20 protein-coding genes are annotated in these 18,680 nt (G+C 74.4%); 11 read left to right on the top strand and 9 right to left on the bottom strand.

Annotated features, from left to right (window positions below):
- Window positions 1-91: 91 nt before the first annotated feature.
- Complete coding sequence (locus AC5L3Z_RS13325) at window positions 92-1,033, top strand: alpha/beta hydrolase family protein (protein ID WP_494841909.1); 942 nt, start codon at window positions 92-94, stop codon at window positions 1,031-1,033.
- Window positions 1,034-1,073: 40 nt separating this feature from the next.
- Here the strand turns inward: AC5L3Z_RS13325 and AC5L3Z_RS13320 are convergent, their stop codons facing one another.
- Complete coding sequence (locus AC5L3Z_RS13320; RefSeq protein WP_494841907.1) at window positions 1,074-2,597, bottom strand: alpha/beta fold hydrolase; 1,524 nt, start codon at window positions 2,595-2,597, stop codon at window positions 1,074-1,076.
- 130 nt (window positions 2,598-2,727) lie between these two features.
- Between AC5L3Z_RS13320 and AC5L3Z_RS13315 the strand changes: the two genes are divergently transcribed.
- On the top strand, window positions 2,728-3,498 hold the full coding sequence (locus tag AC5L3Z_RS13315) for a hypothetical protein (protein WP_494841905.1): 771 nt from the start codon (window positions 2,728-2,730) through the stop codon (window positions 3,496-3,498).
- 21 nt (window positions 3,499-3,519) lie between these two features.
- Here AC5L3Z_RS13315 and AC5L3Z_RS13310 read toward each other — a convergent pair whose 3' ends face one another.
- Both AC5L3Z_RS13310 and AC5L3Z_RS13305 read right to left on the bottom strand, forming a co-directional pair.
- The gene (locus tag AC5L3Z_RS13310; protein ID WP_494841903.1) at window positions 3,520-4,422 is read right to left on the bottom strand and encodes a ribokinase; all 903 of its coding nucleotides are present in this window, start codon (window positions 4,420-4,422) and stop codon (window positions 3,520-3,522) included.
- A 62-nt stretch (window positions 4,423-4,484) separates the two neighbouring features.
- A complete protein-coding gene (locus AC5L3Z_RS13305; protein ID WP_494841901.1) occupies window positions 4,485-5,318 on the bottom strand; it encodes an ABC transporter ATP-binding protein in 834 nt (277 codons plus the stop codon).
- Window positions 5,319-5,450: 132 nt separating this feature from the next.
- Between AC5L3Z_RS13305 and AC5L3Z_RS13300 the strand changes: the two genes are divergently transcribed.
- Together AC5L3Z_RS13300 and AC5L3Z_RS13295 are read left to right on the top strand one after the other, a co-directional pair.
- A complete protein-coding gene (locus AC5L3Z_RS13300; RefSeq protein ID WP_494841899.1) occupies window positions 5,451-6,470 on the top strand; it encodes an ABC transporter ATP-binding protein in 1,020 nt (339 codons plus the stop codon).
- Window positions 6,467-7,471 carry a DUF2705 family protein gene (locus tag AC5L3Z_RS13295; RefSeq protein WP_494841897.1) on the top strand — a complete coding sequence of 335 codons (1,005 nt, stop codon included), beginning with the start codon at window positions 6,467-6,469 and terminating at the stop codon, window positions 7,469-7,471. Before AC5L3Z_RS13300 ends, AC5L3Z_RS13295 begins: the two co-directional genes overlap by 4 nt.
- A gap of 98 nt (window positions 7,472-7,569) precedes the next feature.
- Here AC5L3Z_RS13295 and AC5L3Z_RS13290 read toward each other — a convergent pair whose 3' ends face one another.
- Window positions 7,570-8,745: an ROK family transcriptional regulator gene (locus AC5L3Z_RS13290; RefSeq protein ID WP_494841895.1), complete on the bottom strand. Its 1,176-nt coding sequence runs from the start codon at window positions 8,743-8,745 to the stop codon at window positions 7,570-7,572.
- Window positions 8,746-8,897: 152 nt separating this feature from the next.
- On the opposite strand from AC5L3Z_RS13290, the gene AC5L3Z_RS13285 reads away from it, so the two are divergent.
- Window positions 8,898-10,352 carry a glycoside hydrolase family 3 protein gene (locus tag AC5L3Z_RS13285; protein WP_494841893.1) on the top strand — a complete coding sequence of 485 codons (1,455 nt, stop codon included), beginning with the start codon at window positions 8,898-8,900 and terminating at the stop codon, window positions 10,350-10,352.
- A gap of 27 nt (window positions 10,353-10,379) precedes the next feature.
- On the opposite strand, the gene AC5L3Z_RS13280 is transcribed toward AC5L3Z_RS13285, so the two are convergent.
- A complete protein-coding gene (locus tag AC5L3Z_RS13280; RefSeq protein ID WP_494841891.1) occupies window positions 10,380-10,580 on the bottom strand; it encodes an STAS domain-containing protein in 201 nt (66 codons plus the stop codon).
- Between the two features lie 161 nt (window positions 10,581-10,741).
- On the opposite strand from AC5L3Z_RS13280, the gene AC5L3Z_RS13275 reads away from it, so the two are divergent.
- Genes AC5L3Z_RS13275 through AC5L3Z_RS13265 form a run of 3 tightly spaced genes read left to right on the top strand, consistent with a single transcriptional unit; the run spans window position 10,742 to window position 12,364 of the window.
- Window positions 10,742-11,209: a hypothetical protein gene (locus tag AC5L3Z_RS13275; RefSeq protein ID WP_494841889.1), complete on the top strand. Its 468-nt coding sequence runs from the start codon at window positions 10,742-10,744 to the stop codon at window positions 11,207-11,209.
- Window positions 11,206-11,724: a thiol-disulfide oxidoreductase DCC family protein gene (locus AC5L3Z_RS13270; RefSeq protein ID WP_494841887.1), complete on the top strand. Its 519-nt coding sequence runs from the start codon at window positions 11,206-11,208 to the stop codon at window positions 11,722-11,724. The genes AC5L3Z_RS13275 and AC5L3Z_RS13270 overlap by 4 nt, the downstream gene beginning before the upstream one ends.
- Window positions 11,651-12,364 (top strand): TetR family transcriptional regulator, encoded by a 714-nt coding sequence (locus AC5L3Z_RS13265; protein ID WP_494841885.1) that lies wholly within the window; start codon window positions 11,651-11,653, stop codon window positions 12,362-12,364. The genes AC5L3Z_RS13270 and AC5L3Z_RS13265 overlap by 74 nt, the downstream gene beginning before the upstream one ends.
- A 221-nt stretch (window positions 12,365-12,585) precedes the next feature.
- Here AC5L3Z_RS13265 and AC5L3Z_RS13260 read toward each other — a convergent pair whose 3' ends face one another.
- Complete coding sequence (locus tag AC5L3Z_RS13260; RefSeq protein WP_494841883.1) at window positions 12,586-13,248, bottom strand: GNAT family N-acetyltransferase; 663 nt, start codon at window positions 13,246-13,248, stop codon at window positions 12,586-12,588.
- 205 nt (window positions 13,249-13,453) lie between these two features.
- On the opposite strand from AC5L3Z_RS13260, the gene AC5L3Z_RS13255 reads away from it, so the two are divergent.
- Both AC5L3Z_RS13255 and AC5L3Z_RS13250 read left to right on the top strand, forming a co-directional pair.
- Window positions 13,454-13,654 (top strand): DNA repair protein, encoded by a 201-nt coding sequence (locus AC5L3Z_RS13255; RefSeq protein WP_334613206.1) that lies wholly within the window; start codon window positions 13,454-13,456, stop codon window positions 13,652-13,654.
- A gap of 156 nt (window positions 13,655-13,810) precedes the next feature.
- On the top strand, window positions 13,811-14,329 hold the full coding sequence (locus AC5L3Z_RS13250) for a hypothetical protein (RefSeq protein ID WP_334519154.1): 519 nt from the start codon (window positions 13,811-13,813) through the stop codon (window positions 14,327-14,329).
- Window positions 14,330-14,378: 49 nt separating this feature from the next.
- Here AC5L3Z_RS13250 and AC5L3Z_RS13245 read toward each other — a convergent pair whose 3' ends face one another.
- Window positions 14,379-15,119: a Clp protease N-terminal domain-containing protein gene (locus AC5L3Z_RS13245; protein WP_494841880.1), complete on the bottom strand. Its 741-nt coding sequence runs from the start codon at window positions 15,117-15,119 to the stop codon at window positions 14,379-14,381.
- A gap of 133 nt (window positions 15,120-15,252) precedes the next feature.
- Between AC5L3Z_RS13245 and AC5L3Z_RS13240 the strand changes: the two genes are divergently transcribed.
- Window positions 15,253-16,104 (top strand): DUF72 domain-containing protein, encoded by an 852-nt coding sequence (locus AC5L3Z_RS13240; RefSeq protein ID WP_494841878.1) that lies wholly within the window; start codon window positions 15,253-15,255, stop codon window positions 16,102-16,104.
- Here the strand turns inward: AC5L3Z_RS13240 and AC5L3Z_RS13235 are convergent.
- Window positions 16,075-16,875, bottom strand: a complete 801-nt coding sequence (locus AC5L3Z_RS13235; RefSeq protein ID WP_494841876.1) for an FkbM family methyltransferase — start codon at window positions 16,873-16,875, stop codon at window positions 16,075-16,077. The genes AC5L3Z_RS13240 and AC5L3Z_RS13235 overlap by 30 nt on opposite strands.
- A 39-nt stretch (window positions 16,876-16,914) precedes the next feature.
- On the bottom strand, window positions 16,915-18,648 hold the full coding sequence (locus AC5L3Z_RS13230) for an alkaline phosphatase family protein (RefSeq protein WP_494841874.1): 1,734 nt from the start codon (window positions 18,646-18,648) through the stop codon (window positions 16,915-16,917).
- Window positions 18,649-18,680 lie beyond the last annotated feature (32 nt).

Below are 18,680 nucleotides of genomic sequence, written 5' to 3'. Positions count from 1 at the left end.
GGCTGTTATTGACAAACCGAGTGGTGGGCAGCGCGACCACCCAGTGCTCTCCTCAATGGACAGTGCCATCCATTGATCTGGGGAGGCTGTCATGTGGAGAAGACCCGCCGTCGCCGTCGCGGCGGCCATCGCCCTGCTGCTGCCCGGCGGCACCGCCGCCGCCGCGCCACCCGCCACCACCGCCGCGCCGCCCACCACCGCCGCCGCCGCCGACACGTCGGTCCCCGGGCCCCACCCCGCCGGGTACGTCGACACGACGGTCAGCGCGGCCGGCCGTTCGTTCTCCGCGCGGATCTACTACCCCGCAACCGCCGCCGGCAGCGGCCAGCCGGTCGCGGCGGGCCGGTTCCCGGTCGTCGCCTTCGGCCACGGCTTCTTCCAGAGCGTGTCGAAGTACTACTCGACGCTGGGGCACCTGGCGTCGTGGGGCTTCATCGTGCTCGCCCCCACCTCCCAGGGCGGCCTCTCCCCCAGCCACAGCGCCTTCGCCGACGACCTCAACGCGGCGCTGACCTGGACCGTCGCCCAGGACACCACGACCGGTTCCCGGTTCGCCGGACACGTCCGCACCGACCGGCTCGGGCTCTCCGGACACTCGATGGGCGGTGGCGCCAGCATCCTCGCCGCGGCCCGCAACCCGAAGGTGGTCACGGTGGCCAACCTCGCCGCCGCCGAGACCAACCCGTCGGCGAAGGCCGCCGCCGCGACCCTGACCGTGCCGGTCCGGCTGATCGCCGGGGAGCGGGACACCATCGCCGGGGTCGCCGACCACCAGCGACCCATCTACGCGGCGAAGCCGTCGGCCAAACAGCTGAGGATCATCAAGGGCGGGTTCCACTGCGGGTTCATGGACGGCTCGTCGATCTTCTGCGACAGCGGCGGGATCAGCCGGGCCACCCAGCTGCCGATCAGCAAGCGGCTGCTCACCGAGTGGTTCCTGCTCTACCTGGCCGGTGACACCACCTACGACAACGCCGTCTGGGGTGCCCCGGCCCAGAACGACCCGCAGGTCAGCTTCGAGGGCGTGCGCTGAGCCGCCGGACCGGTGCCGGGGCGCCCCGATCCGGCACCGGTCAACTCAGCGGCAGGGTGGTGGCGACCGGCCAGGCCAGCAGCGCCGCGCCCACCAGGGCCGGCAGCCACCGGGGCGCGCCGGACCGGCGCAGCACTGCCGCCCAGGCCGCCTGCCAGCCCATCAGCACCGCGAAGAGCGGCACCACCAGCAGCACGAACCCGGGCGCCAGGCCGACCACGGCCGCGGCGGTCAGCGCCAGCACGGCGATCCCGCCGACCGCCGCGTACCACCAGCTCCGGCCGCCGGTCGCCCGCTCCGCGCCGGCCAGGAAGACCAGCGCGCCGAGCGCCACCAGCGGCAGCAGCCACCAGCGGGCGCCCACCGGCAGCGCCGAGGTCAGCCCGAGATGCATCGGCACCGCGACGGCGGTCACCGCGTACCCGGTCAGCACGACGGCCACGACCGGCGCCGGCACCGACCCGCGGCCCCCACCCGAGGGCACAGCCGGCCCGGCGCTCGCGCCCGCAACCGTGGGTCCGGGCCACCAGCGGGTCGCCGCGACCAGCAGCAGGCCGGTGGCCAGCAGGAATCCGGTGACGTACCCACCGACCGCCAGCGGCAGCCGGACGGTGGGCGACGCCACGGCCGCGACCGCGCCGAGCGCCGCCGCGACGATCCCGGCGACCGGCCGACGCCACCCGGCGACCGCCGCGACCGGCGGCCCGTCCCGGCGCCCACGGTGGAGCACCCGCACCAACGGTACGAAGCCGAGGCCGAAGCCGAGCAGCAGCAGCCCGGCGGCGCCCAGCCGGACGACGGGCTCCGGCGGCGGCCCGTCCGGCGCACCCGGCAGGGCGCCGGCGACGACCTCGTGGGTCCGAACGGCGAAGAGCACCGAGACGTGTTCGGTGGCCGGGACGACCGTCATCGCCCGCTGCCCCGGCGACGCCCGGCGCAGCGCCTCCTCGGCGGCGCGGCGGAAGCCCGGGAACTCGGCGGCCCCGACCACCAACGTCAGCGACCGGGGCCGCCCGTACGGCAGGTCGTCGGCGTCGGGCAGCGAGATCGCGACCGTTCCGGCGATCTCCGGGTGGTCGGCGGCGTAGCGGGTGACCGCCCCCGCGCCCATCGAGTGTCCGACCAGGACGATCCGGTCCGGGTCGACGTCCGGCCGCCCGCGCAGGTGGGCCACGGCGACGTCCAGGTCCCGCGCCAGGGCGGCCCGGGAGGCGGCGCTGTCGCGCCCCGCCCCGGGCAGTCCGGCCGGGTTGGCGCCGTGGCCGGCGAAGTCGAGCAGCAGCGCGACGGCGCCCCGCCGGGCCACGGTGTCGGCGATCGGGCGCATCAGCCGGGCGGAACCGGCGAAGCCGTGCGCGATCACCATCCCGGGCCGGCGCCCCGGCTCCGCCCCGGCCCGCACCTCGGTCATCGGCACCTCGTTGACGGTCACCTGGCGGGTGTGCAGCCCGGACCCGGCGCGGACCAGCCCGTGACCCCCGAGGACCAGGGCGAGCGCCGCGAGCGCGCCGAGCAGGATGGTCCGGCGGGCGGCGGGGGTGGCGCCGGAGCGGCGGTCCGACATGCCGGCACAGTACCGACCGGAGCCACAGAAGAGGATCCCCGTGGATGGTCGCGGCGGTGCGCACCCGGGCCGGAGGTGACCGGGACCGCGCCGTCGGGCACCGCTGGCCGGCCCGGCGCACACTGGTCACATGGCTATTCCCCTTCCCCGGCCGACGGCCGTCGTCGGACTCACCCGCTCCGCCCTGGACCAGGCGTTCGGTTCGGCCGCCTCGTTCGCCGCCGTGCCGGCCCGCGCGTTCGCCGTGCTGGACGGGGTGGAGGCGCTGCTGGCGCGGATCAACGGGGTGGTGGACCGGATCGAGGGCACCCTGGAGCGCACCGACCGGGTGCTCACCGACGCCGAGACGGCGGTCCGCGAGGTCGCGGTGATCAGCGCCGCCGCCACCGGGGCGATCGAGACCGCCACCGAGGTCGCCGCCGCGGCGGCCGTGGTGGTCGCGGAGGCGGAGCAGGTGTCCGGCGCGGCCGCCGTCGTGGTGGGTGAGGCGGAGAAGGTGTCCCGGGCCGCCGCCGCGGTGGTCGCCGAGGCGGACGCCGTCGCCGGTCGCGCCGCGGGCACGGTGGTCACCGCCGAGGGGGCCGCCGCCACCGCCGCCGACCTGCTGGAGTCGTACGAGCCGGCGTTGCGCCGGGGCGCGCCGATGGCGAACCGCTTCGTCGAGGAGCTCAGCCACGAGGAGGTGACCGCCGCGATCCGGCTGGTTGACGAGCTGCCCAAGCTCAAGCAGCACCTCACCTCGGACATCCTGCCGATCCTGGCCACCCTGGACCGGGTCGGCCCGGACCTGCACGACCTGCTCGACGTCACCCGGGACCTCAAGCTCGCCGTCGCCGGCATCCCGGGTCTCGGCATGCTGCGGCGTCGGGGCGAGCGGCTCACCGACGAGCCCGCCGAGTGACGGTCCCGGTCGCGCGGTAGGTCAGCCGGCCGACCGGGCGTAGAGTTCGTCGATCTCGGCCCGCCGGGGCAGTGCCACGGAGGCGCCGAGCCGGCGGACGCAGGCCGCCCCGGCCGCTGCCGCCCAGCACACCGCGTCGAGCACGTCTCGTCCCTCGCCCCAGGCCACGGCCAGGGCGGCGGTGAAGGCGTCGCCCGCCGCGGTCGAGTCGACCACGTCGACCCCGACCGCCGGCACGTGCGTGGCGGCGCCGTCCCGGTCGCCGTACCACGCGCCGTCGCGGCCCAGGGTGAGCACCGCCCGGGGCACCAGGTCCAGCAGCGCCTGCGGCTCGTCCCGGCCCCGGCCGGTCAGCAGCTGCGCCTCGGTCTCGTTCACCACCAGCAGGTCCACCGCGGCCAGCAGTTCGTCCGGCACCGGCCGGGCCGGCGCCGCGTTGAGGATCACCCGGGTGCCGGCCTCCCGCGCGGCGACGGCCGCCGCGGTCACCGTCTCCAGTGGGATCTCCAGCTGCGCGACCAGCACGTCCGCCTCGCGTACGGCAGCGAGCTCGCCCTCGGTCAGCCCGGTGAAGGAGGCGTTCGCGCCGGGGGTCACCAGGATGGCGTTCTCACCGTCGGCGTTGACCATCACCAGGGCCACCCCGGAGGCGCCGTAGACCACCCGCAACTGCCCGGTGTCCACCCCGGCGGCGGTGATCCGGGCGCGGAGGGTGACCCCGAAGGCGTCCGAGCCGAGCGCGCCGAGGAAGGCGCAGGAGGCGCCCGCGCGGACGGCGGCGATCGCCTGGTTGGCGCCCTTGCCGCCGGGGACCATCACGAAGTCGCTGCCGAGCACGGTCTCACCCGGTCGGGGCAGCGTCGGGCCGGTCCCGACCACGTCCATGTTCGCGCTGCCCACCACGACGACCCGGGTCTGCCGCACGTCGGTCCCCTCCCAGCTGAGCTTCGGCGAAGTCTAGGACGTGCGGTCCCCGCCGGCCCCGCTCAGGCGGAGCGGGCGGTCCAGCGCTCGCCGCGCCGCTCGACCACCAGCGGCAGCCCGAAGGTCTTGGTGAGGTTGTCGCCGGTGAGGGTGTCGGCGAGCAGGCCCTGCGCCACCACGCCCCCCTCACGCAGCAGCAGCGCGTGGGTGAAGCCGGGCGGGATCTCCTCGACGTGGTGGGTGACCAGGACCAGCGCCGGGGCGTCCGGGTCGTACGCCAGCTCGGCCAGCCGGGCCACCAGGTCCTCGCGTCCGCCCAGGTCGAGGCCGGCGGCCGGCTCGTCGAGCAGCAGCAGCTCCGGGTCGGTCATCAGGGCCCGGGCGATCTGCACCCGCTTGCGCTCGCCCTCGGAGAGGGTGCCGTACGCGCGGTCGGCGAGGTGCCCGATGCCGAGCTGCCCGAGCAGGGCGTGGGCGCGGCCCTCGTCGCTGCGGTCGTAGCTCTCCCGCCAGCGTCCCACCACCGCCCAGGCGGCGGTCACCACCACGTCGCTGACCTTCTCCTCGGCGGGTACCCGCTCGGCCAGGGCGGCGGTGGAGAGACCGATCCGCATCCGCAGCTCGTTGACGTCGGTGCGGCCGATCCGCTCGCCGAGCACGTGCGCGACGCCCGTGCTCGGGTGCAGCCGCCCGGCGGCGAGGTTGAGCAGGGTCGTCTTGCCGGCGCCGTTGGGCCCGAGGACCACCCAGCGCTCGTCCAGCTCGACCCGCCAGTCCACGTCGTGCAGCAGCGCGGTGCCCGACCGCCGCACGCCCACTCCGTCGAGGCTGACCACCAGATCCGCGTCCACGGGCGAGGGGGCGGCGGCGCCGCCGGAGATCAGGTCACCAGTCACCGCTCCATCCAACCACGCAGCCGGTCAGGTGCCCCCCACGGGCGGCACCGCCCCCTTAGGGTGGGGCGCCGTGTCGTTGGTCACCACCGGGAGAGGACGGCCCATGCTCCATCGCAGTCAGGAGGGCCGAGGATGAGCGCGGTCATCGAGATCGACGGCCTGCGCAAGACGTTCCGGAGCCTCCGGCAGGGCCGCCGGGTGGCGGTGGACGGCTTCGACATGGTGGTCGAGGCCGGGCAGGTGCACGGCTTCCTGGGGCCGAACGGCTCGGGCAAGACGACCACGCTGCGGGCCCTGCTCGGCCTGGTCCGCGCCGACAGCGGCCGGATGAGCGTGCTCGGCGCCCCGGCGCCGGAGCAGCTGGCCCGGGTGGCCGGTCGGATCGGCGCGATCGTGGAGAGCCCGCACTTCTTCGGCAACTTCACCGGGCACCGCACGCTGCGGCTGCTCGCGGTGGCCGGCGGGGTGCCGACCGGCCGGGTCGACGAGGTGCTGGACCAGGTGGGGCTCGGCGACCGCGGCCACGACCGGGTCAAGGGCTACTCGCTGGGCATGAAGCAGCGCCTGGCCGTGGCCTCGGCCCTGCTCAAGGATCCGGAGCTGCTGATCCTCGACGAGCCGGCGAACGGCCTGGACCCGGCGGGCATCCGCGAGATGCGGGACCTGATGCGGTCGCTGGCGGAGGCGGGGGTGACCGTGCTGGTCTCCAGCCACATCCTCGCCGAGATCCAGCTGATCTGCGACCACGTGACGATCATCGCCGGCGGTCGCCGGGTCGCGGCCGGCCGGGTGGACGAGGTGCTGGCCGGCTTCGACCAGCACGAGTGGCAGGTACGGGTGGCCGAGCCGGCCCGGGCGGCGGAGCTGCTGCGGGCCAGCGGACTGCCGGTCGACGAGCAGGACGGGCTGTTGGTGGTGCGGGACGCGGACGACCCGGAGCTGATCAGCCGCACGCTGGGCGAGCAGGGGCTCTGGGTACGCGAGCTGACGCCGATCCGGCCCGACCTGGAGAGCGTCTTCCTGGAGCTGACCGGCGCCGCGCCGCACTCGATGCCGCCCCGGCAGGCGGAGGGGCCCGCCGGGTCCGGGGCGGGATCCGACGAACCGATGATCGAACTCGACGCGGCCGTGGGCCGGGGGGTGGACGCGTGAACCTGGTCCGTGCCGAGGTGGAGCGGCTGGTCGCTCGCCGCTTCGTCCAGCTGATGGTGGCGCTGCTGGCGCTGGCCTTCGTGATCACCACGGCGACCACGCTGGTCGGGTCGCACAAGCCGTCGCGGAGCGAGTTGGCCGCCGCCGAGGCCGCGGTCGCCCAGCAGATCAGCAGCCTGGAGGCGGAGCACCTCCGCTGCCTGAAGATCAAGGCCGGCGAACTGCCGATCGAGGAGGACAGTTACGTCCCGGCCGACTGCAGCGAGGTCGACCCGGCGCTGCGGGAGCAGCTGCCGGTGCTGACCGATCACCTCAGCAGCGTCTTCGTCTTCGGCCAGGAGGCCCGACCGCTGCTCTACTTCCTCATCGCCTTCCTGCTGCTCTTCGGCTTCCTGGTGGGCGCCTCCTACATCGGCGCGGACCTGAACTCCGGCGGCGTGGTCAACCTGCTGCTGTGGCGTCCGCGCCGGCTCACCGTGCTCGGCGCGAAGCTGGGCACGCTGCTCGGGGCGGTGGCGCTGGTGTCGGCGCTGGCGACCGTGGTCTACCTCGGCACGTTCTGGATGATCGGGCAGACCGCCGGACTGCCCGGCACGTTGGACGGGCAATTCTGGTCGGACCTCGGCGACCTCTACGGCCGCGGCATCGTGCTGGTGCTGCTGGCGACCGCGCTGGGCTTCGCGATCGCCACGCTGGGCCGGCACACCTCGGCGGCACTCGGCGCGGTCGCCGCGTATCTGGTGGTGTGGGAGCTGGGGGCGCTGCTGGTGCTGCAGATCCTCGACGTGGCCCGGCCGGACCAGCTGATGCTCTCCTCGTACGTGACGGCCTGGTTGACCGGGCAGGCGCAGTTCTGGGGCGAGCAGGACTGCGGCGGCAACGGGAACTGCGGCGGCTTGTACACGATCACCTCCGGGCCGGCGCTGGCGGTGCTGCTCGGGCTGACCGGGTTGGTGACCGCGGCGGCGTTCACCGTGTTCCGCCGGCGCGATCTGATCTGACCCGCCCGACCAGCTCCCCGGGTGCGGCAGGAACTTGCCGCACCCGGGACAGTGGTGAAGAATTTCTTCACATGAGGGGCGACGAGCGGCAGTGGGCGTCAGCCGACGGTCGACCCGAAGACCTCGTCCCGCACGGCGTCCAGCGCGGTGCGCAGCGCGCCCCGCAGGATCGGCTCCTCGGTCAGCCCGGTCGGCACCACCCGCGGCCGGACCAGCGTGATCGCGGCCACCTCGTGCTGCACCCGCTCGGCCAGCGCCGCGCCACCGGCCTGCCCGACCTCGCCGGCGAGCACCACCAGCGGCGGGTCGAGCACCACGCAGGTACTGGCCACCCCGAGGGCCAGCCGCCGGGCCAGCTCGTCCAGCATCGGCCCGCCGGTCGTGCCGGCGGTGATCGCGGCGCGCACCGCGTCGGCCGCGCCGTCGGTGTCGAAGCCGTGCTCGCGGGCCACCGCGCGGACCGCGTCCGCCCCGGCGAGCTGCTGGAACGCCGGCTTGGCCCGGCGCGAGACGTCCCGGGGGATCGGCACGCCGGGCACCGGCAGGTAGCCGATCTCGCCGGCCGCGCCGCTGCTGCCGTGGTGCAGCCGGCCGCCCAGCATGATCGCCAGGCCGACGCCGGCGCCCACCCACACCAGCACGAAGTCCGTCATCCCCTGCGCCGCGCCGGACTGCGCCTCGGCGACCGCGGCCAGGTTGACGTCGTTCTCGAAGACGACCGGTGTGTGCAGGTCCTCGCGGAGGGCGGCGAGCAGGCCCCGGTGCCAGCGGGGCAGGTTGAAGGCGAAGGTGATGTCGCCGGTGCCCGGGTCCACCAGGCCCGGGGTGCCCAGCACCACCCGCCGTACGCTGTCCAGCCGCGCGCCGGCGCTGCTGGCGGCCTGCACCACCGCGTTGTGCACCACGCCGACCGGGTCGTCGGTGTCCCGGGTCGACTGCTCGACCCGACCGATGACCGCACCGGTGATGTCGGCGCAGGCGGCCACCACCCGTTCGGCGCCGACGTCGACGCCGACCACGTGCGCGCTGCTCGGCCGGACCGCGTAGAGCTGGGCGTTCGGGCCCCGCCCGCCGGCCTGCTCACCGACCCGGGTGACCAGCCCGCGCTCCTCCAGCCGCTCGACCAGCTGCGAGGCGGTGACCTTGGACAGGCCGGTCAGCTCACCGAGCCGGGCCCGGGTCAGCGGGCCGCGCTCCAGCAGCAGCTCCAGGGCCGCGCGGTCGTTGAGCGCCCGCAACAGGCGGGGGGTGCCGGGCAACCGGGTCGCACTCATGCCACGTCCTTAGTCTTCATCAACTTCGCCAACCGCAATCGACCGGCAGACGGGTGCCCGTAGCGTATCGGCCACCCTGCCCGGCGGAACTCGGACGACCCGGCCGCCGTGGTGCGACACTCGTGCCGTCCGGCACCGAAGGGGGAATCATCGTGGGGCTGGATTCAGGACTACGCCGGCTGGCGCTGGGCACGCTGCTCGCCGCGTACCCGGGGCCGGTGCCGCCGGGCTGGGCCGTCGACCTGGTCGCCGAGGGGCTGGCCGGGCACACCCTGTTCGGCACCAACGTGCACGACCCCGCCCAGGTGGCGGCGAGCACCGCCGCGCTGCGGGCCGGCCGGTCGGACGTGCTGGTCGCCATCGACGAGGAGGGTGGTGACGTCACCCGGCTGGCGCACGCCACCGGCAGCCCGTACCCGGGCAACGCCGCGCTCGGCGCGGTCGACGACCCGTCGCTCACCCGCCGGGTGTACGCGGCCATCGGCGCCGAGCTGGCCGCCCTGGGCGTCAACGTCAACCTGGCCCCGACCGTGGACGTCAACACCGCCGACGAGAACCCGGTGATCGGGACCCGTTCGTTCGGCGCGGACCCCGTCCGGGTGGCCGCGCACTCCGCCGCCGCCGTCGAGGGCCTCCAGGCGGCCGGCGTCGCCGCCTGCGCGAAACACTTCCCCGGCCACGGCGCCACCGTCGCCGACTCGCACCACGAGCTGCCGACCGTGGACGTCTCGCCGGAGCTGCTCCGGGAGCGCGACCTGCCGCCCTTCGCCGCGGTGATCGCCGCGGGCACCCGAGCGATCATGACCGCGCACATCCGGGTCCCCGCGCTCACCGGGGACGGTCCGGCCACCTTCAGCCGGGCCGTCCTGGTCGACCTGCTCCGTCGGGAGTACGGCTTCACCGGCACGGTGATCACCGACGCGCTGGAGATGAAGGGCGCGGCGCTCGCCGCGGGCGGGGTCGGCCCGGCCGCCGTGCGGGCCCTGGCCGCCGGCGCGGACCTGCTCTGCATCGGCGCGAAGGTCGACGCCGGCCTGGTCGAGCACGTGGTCGCCGAGATCGTCGGCGCGATCACCGACGGCCGGCTCGACCGCGCCCGGGTCGAGGAGGCGGCCGCCCGCACCGCCGCGCTGGCCGCCTGGGCCCGACCCGCCGCCTCGCCGTCGGCCACCCTCTCCGACGCCCTCGGGTACGACGCCGCCCGCCTGGCGGTCCGCATCGAGGGCGACGTGGTCGGCCTGGAGCGGCCACTGGTGGTGCAGCTGCACGCCGCCTCCACCATCGCCGAGGGCCGGGTGCCGTGGGGTCTCGGTCCGCACCTCGACGGCCTGGAGGAGGTACGCATCGTCGCCACCGAGACCGATCCGGCGGCGCTGGGCCGGCTCGCCGAGGGCCGGCCGATCGTGGTGGTCGGGCGGCACCTGCACCGGCTGCCCGGCGGCGCGGCGCTGGTCGACGCGCTGGCCGCCGCGTACCCGGTAACCGTGGTGGAGATGGGGTGGCCGGGGCGGTGGCGGCCGGTCGGGGTGCGGGCCTGGGTGACGACCTACGGCGCGAGCCACGCCAACGGCCGCGCGGCGGCGGAGGCGCTCGGCCTGATCCGCTGAGTCGGTGGGCGGGCCGGCTGCGGCGCGTCAGCGCAGCGGTCCGCCCCGCCGGCGGCGGTCCCGTCCGCGTCGTTCTCGGGAGCCCGAGCAGGCGCCGAGGGCGGTGACGTGCAGCACCCGCGCCACCACCGGCTGCGGGTCGGCGACGCGCAGGGTGACACCCCGGCCCACGGCCTCGGCCGCGCCGGGCAGCAGCGCGGCCACGCCGGTCGAGTCGAGAGAGGGCACGCCGGCGAGTCGACCACGATCTCCACCACGTCCGTCCGGGCGAGGACGGCGTCGAGCGCCCGGTCGAGCCGGTCCACGCTGGACCCTGTCTTGAACACGTTCAATTTCTCCCCTACGCTGAGGTCGACTTCGATTTGAACGCGTTCAAGAAAGGTGCCGAGATGGACGTGAAGGTCTGGATGTACGTCGCCTACCTGGTGGTCAGCATCGGGCTGACCATCTGGGTCGCCCGGGCGCTCTCCCGCAACGGACTGGTGTTCCTGGAGGACGTCTTCGCCGACGAGCGGCTCGCCAACGCGGTGAACAGCCTCCTCGTGGTGGGCTTCTACCTGCTCAACCTGGGCTACGTCACGGTGGCCATGAAGCACGACGGCACGGTCTCCACCACCAGCGAGGCGATGGAGGAGCTGTCCCTGAAGATCGGTCTGGTGCTGCTGGTCCTCGGCGCCCTGCACTTCTTCAACGTCTTCGCCCTCAACCGGTACCGCCGCGGCCGGCTACGCCAGTACGCCACCCACCCGCCGCTCGCTCCGGCCGGCCGGCTGCCGATGCCGGTCGGCCCCGCCCCGCAACCGGCCGGCCCCGGCGCGGGACCGACCGGGCCGACCCCGTTGACACCACCGCGATGAGCAACCCGCCGACCGGCGCTGCCGGGGCGGGTGCCGGGGATCCCACCGGGCACGGGGCTGGTGGGATCCCCGGGTTCACCGTCCTCTACGACGCGCACTGTCCGCTCTGCCGCGCCGCGCGGCACTGGCTGGCGACCCGCGCCCAGCTCGTACCCCTGGAGTTCGTCCCGGCCAGGTCGGTCGAGGCCCGGCGGCGCTTCCCCGGCCTCGACCACGCCGCGACGCTGCGGGACCTGACCGTGGTGGCCGGCACCGGCGAGGTGTACGTCGGGGACGGCGCATGGCTCGCCTGCCTCTGGGCGCTGGCCGACTACCGGGCGACCGCCGAGCGACTGGCCCGACCGCACCTGCTCCCATTGGCCCGCCGGATGGTGTCGGCCGCCTCCTCGGTCCGCGAGCTGGTACGGGAACCACGGCTCGACCCGGGATACGGTGACGACGATGACCGAGCAGACTGCGCCGACGACCGCTGCGGGTGGGCCGGCGACGGGCGAGCCGGCGACCCCGCGTGGTGAGCAGACCCGCCAGCTGATCCTGGACACCGCGATGCGGCTCTTCCGCGAGCGGGGGTACGCACGGACCACCATGCGCGCCATCGCTCAGGAGGCGGGAGTGGCGGTGGGCAACGCCTACTACTACTTCAGCTCCAAGGACCACCTGATCCAGGAGTTCTACGCGGACACCCAGGTTGAGCACCGGGCCGCCGCCGCGCGGGTGCTCGCCCGGGAACGCGACTTCGCCACCCGGCTGGCCGGGGTGCTGCACGCCGGGATCGACGTGCTCACCCCGTACCACGCGTTCGCGGGGACCTTCTTCAAGACGGCGGCGGAGCCGACCTCACCGCTGAGCCCGTTCTCGGCCGAGTCGTCGGCGCCCCGGCAGGCCTCCGTCGCGCTGTTCCGGGAGGTCCTGGAGGGCTCCACCGCCAAGGTCGATCCGGAGCTGCGGTCGGAGCTGCCCGAACTGCTCTGGCTGGCCTACCTGGGGGTGGTCCTCTACTGGGTGCACGACCGGTCACCGGAGCAGGCCCGGACGCGGCAGCTGATCGACGGCGCGGTGCCGCTGGTCGACCGGCTGGTGGGGCTGTCGCGGTTGCGGGTGCTGCGACCGGCGACCCGGCAGGCGCTCAGCCTGATCCATACGCTGCGTCACTGAGCGCCGTCAACCGCCGTAGCCGTTCCGTCCCAGCTCAGGTCCACTTCCGGACACTCTCAACCGGACGAATGCCTATTGCCCGTCCGTCAATACGTACGTAGCGTCACCGGTATCGAGGTTCGCCGGCGCAGCGCCGGCCACGGAGGGACCTGGGGGAAGGCTGCGGACCGTGGATCCGGCCCGGGATCCACGGTCCGCGCCCTGCCGCACAGCGGCGGCGGTCAGGGCGGATACACCCCGTACGAGCGCCAGCCGCGGTCCGGGAAGCCGGCCGCCTCCGCGACCCGGGCGGACGCCACGTTCGCCGGATCGTGCCGGTACGTCGGGACCGCGCCCTCGTCGAGCACGCGGCGGGCCGCCCGGGCGACCAGCGCCCGGGCCAGGCCCCGTCCCCGGGCCCGGGGCGCCGTCCCGACGGCCAGCTCGTGCCCGTGGCTGTCGTGCCGCTTGATCCCCACGCCGGCCAGGTAGCCACCGTCGGCGTCCCGGACCACCAGCACGGACCGGTCGAACAGGTGCAGCCAGGAAGGCAGCGCGGGGTCGCTCGGGTCGGTCCACTCCCCCACCTCGGGCAGCGGCGCCGGGGCCAGGCACCAGCGGAAGGTGTCGTCGTGCACGACCCAGTCCGGCTGGCCGACCGCGGCGGGCAGCGCCGCGAGCAGCGCCGCCTCCGGCCCCCGGGCCAACGCCCGGATGGCCTCGACCCGCTCCGGCGGCACCGAGAGCACGGTGCTGCCGCCGGCCCCCACGGCGATCGCCGGCCGCAGCCGCCCGTCCCACGCCGGTCGCCCACGTCGCCGCGAAGCGACCACGTGCAGGCCCGGGCCGGCCGGCCACTGGCCGAGCCAGGTGGCCAGATGCAGGTGGAGCCGGCGGTCGAGCACCGGTCACCTCCCTCACCGCACGGGTACCGTCACCCCGACGTGATCACGGTACGCCGTAGCGGTCGGCGCGGCGCCCGGTTCGGTTCGAACCCGGCGCGGGAGGGTAGACGTACCGAGGAGCGCCGATGTCAGCGGAACCCGGGACATCGACCGTGCGTCATATCTATTTCCATACATGTACAACTTTCTTTGGGACGGTATGGTCATGCCGAATCAGCCGAATGACCGGTACCAGCAGGACACCGAGCGGGCCTGGCAGGCGGCCGCAGCCGCCGAGCGGTTCCCCGCCCAGCCGCCGTACCGGGAGGCACGGACCGGACGCGACACGAACGCCGCGCTCTCCTGGAGCGACCTCAACAGCCTGCCAGCCGGCAGCACCTCCCGGCGCGGCCTCAAGGCCCGCTGACGCCGGGCGCCGACCGGCGCGCAGGGCCGGCACCCCCGTCGACCAGCGCCGGAGAAAGCGGCGACACACCCGGGGCGTCCAGCCGGTGCGTTCGCACACCTGTCGGGTAACTTCTTCTGGTCCTGAAACAGGCCGACGACAGGGGAAGCTCCGCGCATGGGCAAGAAGACGATCCACGTCTCCGACTTCAGCGGCACGATTCTGGGAGCCGACGACGAGGTGGTCAAGGTCGTCGTACTGGAGCACCCGGACCTGGTGGCCGGGCCCGTGCAGCTGGACGCCACCGCGGTCGAGGTGGAGAACATCGACGACGCGGCGCTGGACGTGGCGGTGGTCGAGATCCACGACCGGCACGGCGGCGGCGAGCCGCGCCGGGTGGTGCTGACCGCGAGCGAGTTCGACGAGATGGCCACCGACGTGCCGATGGCGCAGTTGCTGAGGACGGCGGAGCGGGTGCGCCCGCCGAAGGCGCGCAAGAGCGCCGAGAAGATCGACTACGGCACGATCGAGCACGCCGGCAAGCCGCACCGGGGCCGGGTCACCGAGGAGGAGGCCCGGCTGGTGCGCGAGCAGCTCGACGAGGTCAACAAGCGCCTCGCCGACGCGGGCGTACGCCAGGTCGACCCGACCGACCCGGAGCACGCCGCCCGGTACGGCTTCCCCGCCGCGCCCTGACGGCCGGCACTTCCGAGGCCGTCGGCGCGGCACCGTCGCGCCGACGGCCTCAGCCCTTCTCCCCCCGCGCCCGGACGGCGGCCTGGATGGCCGCGGCGATCGCCGCCTCGGCGGCGTCCTTGTCGACACCGAGTCCGGTGAGCACCCCACCGCCGTCCTCGTGCTCCAGCAGGGCCAGCAGGATGTGCTCGGTGCCGATGTAGTTGTGGCCCAGGCGCAACGCCTCCCGGAAGGTCAGCTCCAGCACCTTCTTCGCCGACGCGTCGTACGGGATCAGGGCCGGCACCTCGGCGCCGGACGACGGCGGCAGCGCATCCGTGGCGGCCTCCCGCACCCGCTCCGGCGACACGCCCGCCGCCACGATCACCCGCGCGGCGATCGCCTCCGGTTCGGCGAGCAGGCCCAGCAGGATGTGCTCCGGGCGGATCTCGCTGTGCCCGCCCGCGCGCGCCTCCTCCTGAGAGGCCATCACCACGTTGCGGGCCGGCAGGGTGAACCGGGCGAAGCCCTGCTGCGGGTCCAGCGGCGCGTCGGTGGACCGGGGGACGAAGCGCTTCTGCGCGGCCTGCTTGCTCACCCCCATGCTGCGGCCGATCTCGGTCCAGGAGGCGCCGGAGCGCCGGGCCTGGTCGACGAAGTGACCGATCAGGTGGTCGGCGACGTCGCCGAGGTGCTCGCCGACGACGACCGCGTCGGCGAGTTGGTCCAGGACGTCGGGGCGGGCCTTCTTGATGCCCTGGATCAGGTCGTCGAGGCGTACCGGGTTGCTCATCTGCGTGGGTTCCGTCATGCGTCAACCATAGGTTGACGAAACGCCTCCGTCAACCATCGGTTGACGCGGCGCGGCGGGGTGCGGGACGCGCGTCCGGTACGGTCGACGACCGAGGATGGATCGGGGCTCGCCCGGGGGGAGGATCGGGGCCATGCGCCTGCACGTCGGGTGTGCCATGTGGACCCACAAGTCCTGGCAGGGCCGCCTGCTGGCCCATCCACTCGCGGCCCACGAGCGCCTGCGGCACTACGCCGGCTGGTGCAACGCGGTGGAGGGAAACACCACCTTCTACGCCACCCCGGCCCGCGACACGGTGGCCTCCTGGGCGGAGCAGACCGACCCCGACTTCCGGTTCGTCCTCAAGCTGCCCAAGCTGATCACGCACGAGCACCGTCTCGCCGACACCGGCGAGGCGCTCGGCACGTTCCTGACCGCGATCGAGCCCCTCGGCCCCCGGGTGCACGCCCTCTGGATCCAGCTGCCGGGGTCGTTCGGTCCGGGCGACGTCGGTTCGCTCGCCCGCTTCCTCGGCCGGCTCCCCCGGTCCCACCGGTACGCCGTCGAGGTCCGCCACCCCGCCTTCTTCGACGACGGCCCCTCGGCACGGCTGCTCGAAGCAGCCCTCGCCACCGTGAGCGCCGAATGGGTCCCCTTCGACACCACGGCGTTCTTCGCCAACCCGCCGACCAGCGACGCGGAACGGGAAGCCTGGACCAGGAAGCCACGAATGCCGCTCCGGTCGACCGCGCTGACCGACCGGCCCATCGTCCGCTACCTCGGCCGCGACGACACCGCGCGGACGGTCGAGGGCTGGCGGCACTGGGTCGACGTGGTCGTCGGGTGGCTGCGTGAGGGGCGCTCGCCGACGGTGTTCGTGCACACCCCGGACAACGCCGACGCGCCCGTGCTCGCCCGCCGGTTCCACGACGAGGTACGCACGCGCGTGCCCCAGCTTCAGCCGCTGCCCGAACCGCTACCGGCCGAACCCCTGACCCTGTTCTGAAGCCGACACGCAGTACACGTCGCCGGAGTTGGCCTCGTGCGGCAGCGTACGCAGGTGGGCCGCCACGTCGTCCGCGGACATCCAGCGCTGGAACGTCATCGTCTTGTCGTCGCCCAACGCGACGTCGAAGCCGTCGAAGCCCAGCGCGGTCAGGCGGTCGAGACAGCGCTGGGCGACCGGGCGCGCGATCGTGGTGAACTCGAACGACAAGGCGGGCAGCGGGCGGCTCAGGCCGGCCAGCACCGCGTCCTCGAACCCCTCCACGTCGATCTTGGCGAAGGCCGGCACACCGTACCGCTCCACCAGCGCGTCGAAGGTGACGACCGGGACCTCGATCTCCGAGTCCCACACCTGGCCCTCCCACCCGCCCGCGCCCTGCGCCGCCCGCACGAAGTGCGGGGAGGCGGTCGACACGGTGGGGTTGGTGGAGTTGACGTGGAACCGCACGCTTCCGGCGACCGCGCCGCAGGCCGCCTCGACCAGCGTCACCCGGTCGTCACCGGCGTAGATCGCGCGCAGGGCGCGCAGACAGAGCGGCTGCGGCTCCACGGCGACGACCCGCGCCCCGAGGCGGCGGAAGCTGCCGATGTGGTCACCGACGTGGGAGCCGATGTCGAAGACGAGATCGCCGCTGGAGACGAAACGGGAGTAGAAGGCGTCCATCCGCGCGTCGCGCTCGGGGTCGCCGTAGTAGACGTCCAGCGACCGGCGCAGGAGGGACAGGGCCGGATCGTTCCTGAGCGCCGCGATCCGGGTGCCGACAGTGTCCATGTGATCCAGTTCGTGAGGAGGGTGGTCGGTGGGTCGGGCTCACGGTCCGAAGGCGGTCAGGAACCGGTCCCGGAAGGCGTCCATCCGCCAGACCGGGGCCTGCGGGCCGGGCTTCAGCCCGTCCTGCCAGCCCCACCCGGAGATCCGGTCCAGCACCGCCCGGTCCCGGGTGACGATCGTGACGGGCACGTCGCGGCTGGCGTTGTCGCCGGTGATGACCGGGGCGGGCTGGTGGTCGCCGAGGAAGACGAGGACCAGGTCGTCGTCGCCGTAGTTCTCCACGTAGGAGATCAGCGTGCTCAGCGTGTACTCGATGGACTTCCGGTAGTCCGCCCGGATCCGGCTGGTGTTGCGGCGCTTCTCACCCTTCGAGCGGGCGGCGGAGGCGTCGCCGTGGAAGACCGAGCCGTCACCGACGTCGGCCCAGTCGACCAACCGTGGAACGGGCGTCCAGGGCGAGTGGCTCGACACCAGCGCGATCTCCGACATCACCGCGCCGCCGTCCCGCCGCGCCCGCTCCCAGCGCTGCCAGCTGGACAGGGTGTACTGGTCGGGCGGCGTGCCGAAGCTGAACTTCGGGCCCCGGTACCCGAGCGCGCCGGCGTCGTAGAACCGGTCGTAGCCGTAGAAGGCCCCCTCCGGCCACGCCCTGGTGACGGCGGGCATCACGCCCACGGTCTGCCAGTCCGCCCGCCGGAAGGCGCCGCCCAGCGTCATCCGGTCGCTGGCCAGCAGGCTGCGGTGGCGCTGGTCGTTGTCGATCCAGAGGCCGGAGAGCAGCGTGGCGTGGGCCAGCCAGCTGCCACCGCCGAAGGTCGGCGAGGTGAGGAAGCCGCTGCGCGCGGTGAAGCCAGCGGTGCGCAACCGGTTGGTCCCGTCGTCGAGGACCGCACCGACCTGCGGCGCGAACTCGGGGTCCTCGACCGCGTCCCGGCCGTAGCTCTCCACGAAGGCGATGACCACGTCCTTGCCGCGCAGCGCGGTCAACAGCTGGTCGCCCGGGGTGTCGCGGAACGGGTCGACGCCGATCGCGGCGGCGAACTTCTTCCGGTCGGCGAGGCGCAGGCGCACCTGGAACCCGTGGCCGTTGGCCAGGGTCGTCGCCGAGGTGTCGGCGACCGGTACGCCCGGGACCACCCGCACCCCGAACGCGGCGCAGACCACCCAGACCACCACCAGCGCCGCCACGACCCGGGTGGTGCCGGTGTGGTGCCGCACCACCAGGCGACCCAGCCGCAGCACCGAGAGCGTGACCAGGACGGGCACGGCCACCGCGACCAGCGCCAGGGCGACCGCGGCACCGATCGCGCCGGGTCGGCCGTAAGACTCGGAGACGAAACCGAACGCCTCGTCGAGCAGCGCCCAGTCGAGCACCAGGTCGAACGCCCGGCCGAGCGACGCGGAGAACCCCAGGTCGAGCAGCTTCAGCACGCCCAGCAGGCCGAGGGCCACCCCGGCGAGCGTCGCGACCGGCCGCCGCCCGCGCGGTGGCAGGGCGAGGAGCAGGGCGACCAGCAGCAGCGCCTCCAGCGGGATCCGCACGAACGCCGCCGGCGTGAGCCGGGCGAAATCGTACGGCGCGGTGAGCACGAGCAGCACGAGCAGCGCGGCCAGGACGGTCGTCAGCCGGGCCCAGCCGGAGCGCTTCGTCCGGCCCGCGGCGCCGCTGTCGTCGTCGGGGGCACCGGCCGGGCCCCCGCCCATCGGCAGGTCGTCCCGGACCGCCCGCCGTCCCTGGGTCGGTAGCCGACGTACCCGCGTCAAGAGCGACAACCTGAATTCCTTCCGGGTGATCCTGGGTGGTG

The sequence above is a fragment of the Micromonospora sp. LZ37 genome (genome assembly GCF_059359015.1).
Note: the sequence above shows the minus strand (reverse complement) of the source record. Positions and strands in the feature narration are given on the sequence as shown.

Excerpts from the sequence above, each read along its gene's own strand:
- AC5L3Z_RS13325 (WP_494841909.1), top strand. The coding sequence starts at position 92 with ATGTGGAGAAGACCCGCCGTCGCCGTCGCGGCGGCCATCGCCCTGCTG.
- AC5L3Z_RS13320 (WP_494841907.1), bottom strand. The coding sequence starts at position 2,597 with ATGTCGGACCGCCGCTCCGGCGCCACCCCCGCCGCCCGCCGGACCATC.
- AC5L3Z_RS13315 (WP_494841905.1), top strand. The coding sequence starts at position 2,728 with ATGGCTATTCCCCTTCCCCGGCCGACGGCCGTCGTCGGACTCACCCGC.
- AC5L3Z_RS13300 (WP_494841899.1), top strand. The coding sequence starts at position 5,451 with ATGAGCGCGGTCATCGAGATCGACGGCCTGCGCAAGACGTTCCGGAGC.
- AC5L3Z_RS13290 (WP_494841895.1), bottom strand. The coding sequence starts at position 8,745 with ATGAGTGCGACCCGGTTGCCCGGCACCCCCCGCCTGTTGCGGGCGCTC.
- AC5L3Z_RS13275 (WP_494841889.1), top strand. The coding sequence starts at position 10,742 with ATGGACGTGAAGGTCTGGATGTACGTCGCCTACCTGGTGGTCAGCATC.
- AC5L3Z_RS13270 (WP_494841887.1), top strand. The coding sequence starts at position 11,206 with ATGAGCAACCCGCCGACCGGCGCTGCCGGGGCGGGTGCCGGGGATCCC.
- AC5L3Z_RS13265 (WP_494841885.1), top strand. The coding sequence starts at position 11,651 with ATGACCGAGCAGACTGCGCCGACGACCGCTGCGGGTGGGCCGGCGACG.
- AC5L3Z_RS13255 (WP_334613206.1), top strand. The coding sequence starts at position 13,454 with ATGCCGAATCAGCCGAATGACCGGTACCAGCAGGACACCGAGCGGGCC.
- AC5L3Z_RS13250 (WP_334519154.1), top strand. The coding sequence starts at position 13,811 with ATGGGCAAGAAGACGATCCACGTCTCCGACTTCAGCGGCACGATTCTG.
- AC5L3Z_RS13245 (WP_494841880.1), bottom strand. The coding sequence starts at position 15,119 with ATGACGGAACCCACGCAGATGAGCAACCCGGTACGCCTCGACGACCTG.
- AC5L3Z_RS13240 (WP_494841878.1), top strand. The coding sequence starts at position 15,253 with ATGCGCCTGCACGTCGGGTGTGCCATGTGGACCCACAAGTCCTGGCAG.
- AC5L3Z_RS13235 (WP_494841876.1), bottom strand. The coding sequence starts at position 16,875 with ATGGACACTGTCGGCACCCGGATCGCGGCGCTCAGGAACGATCCGGCC.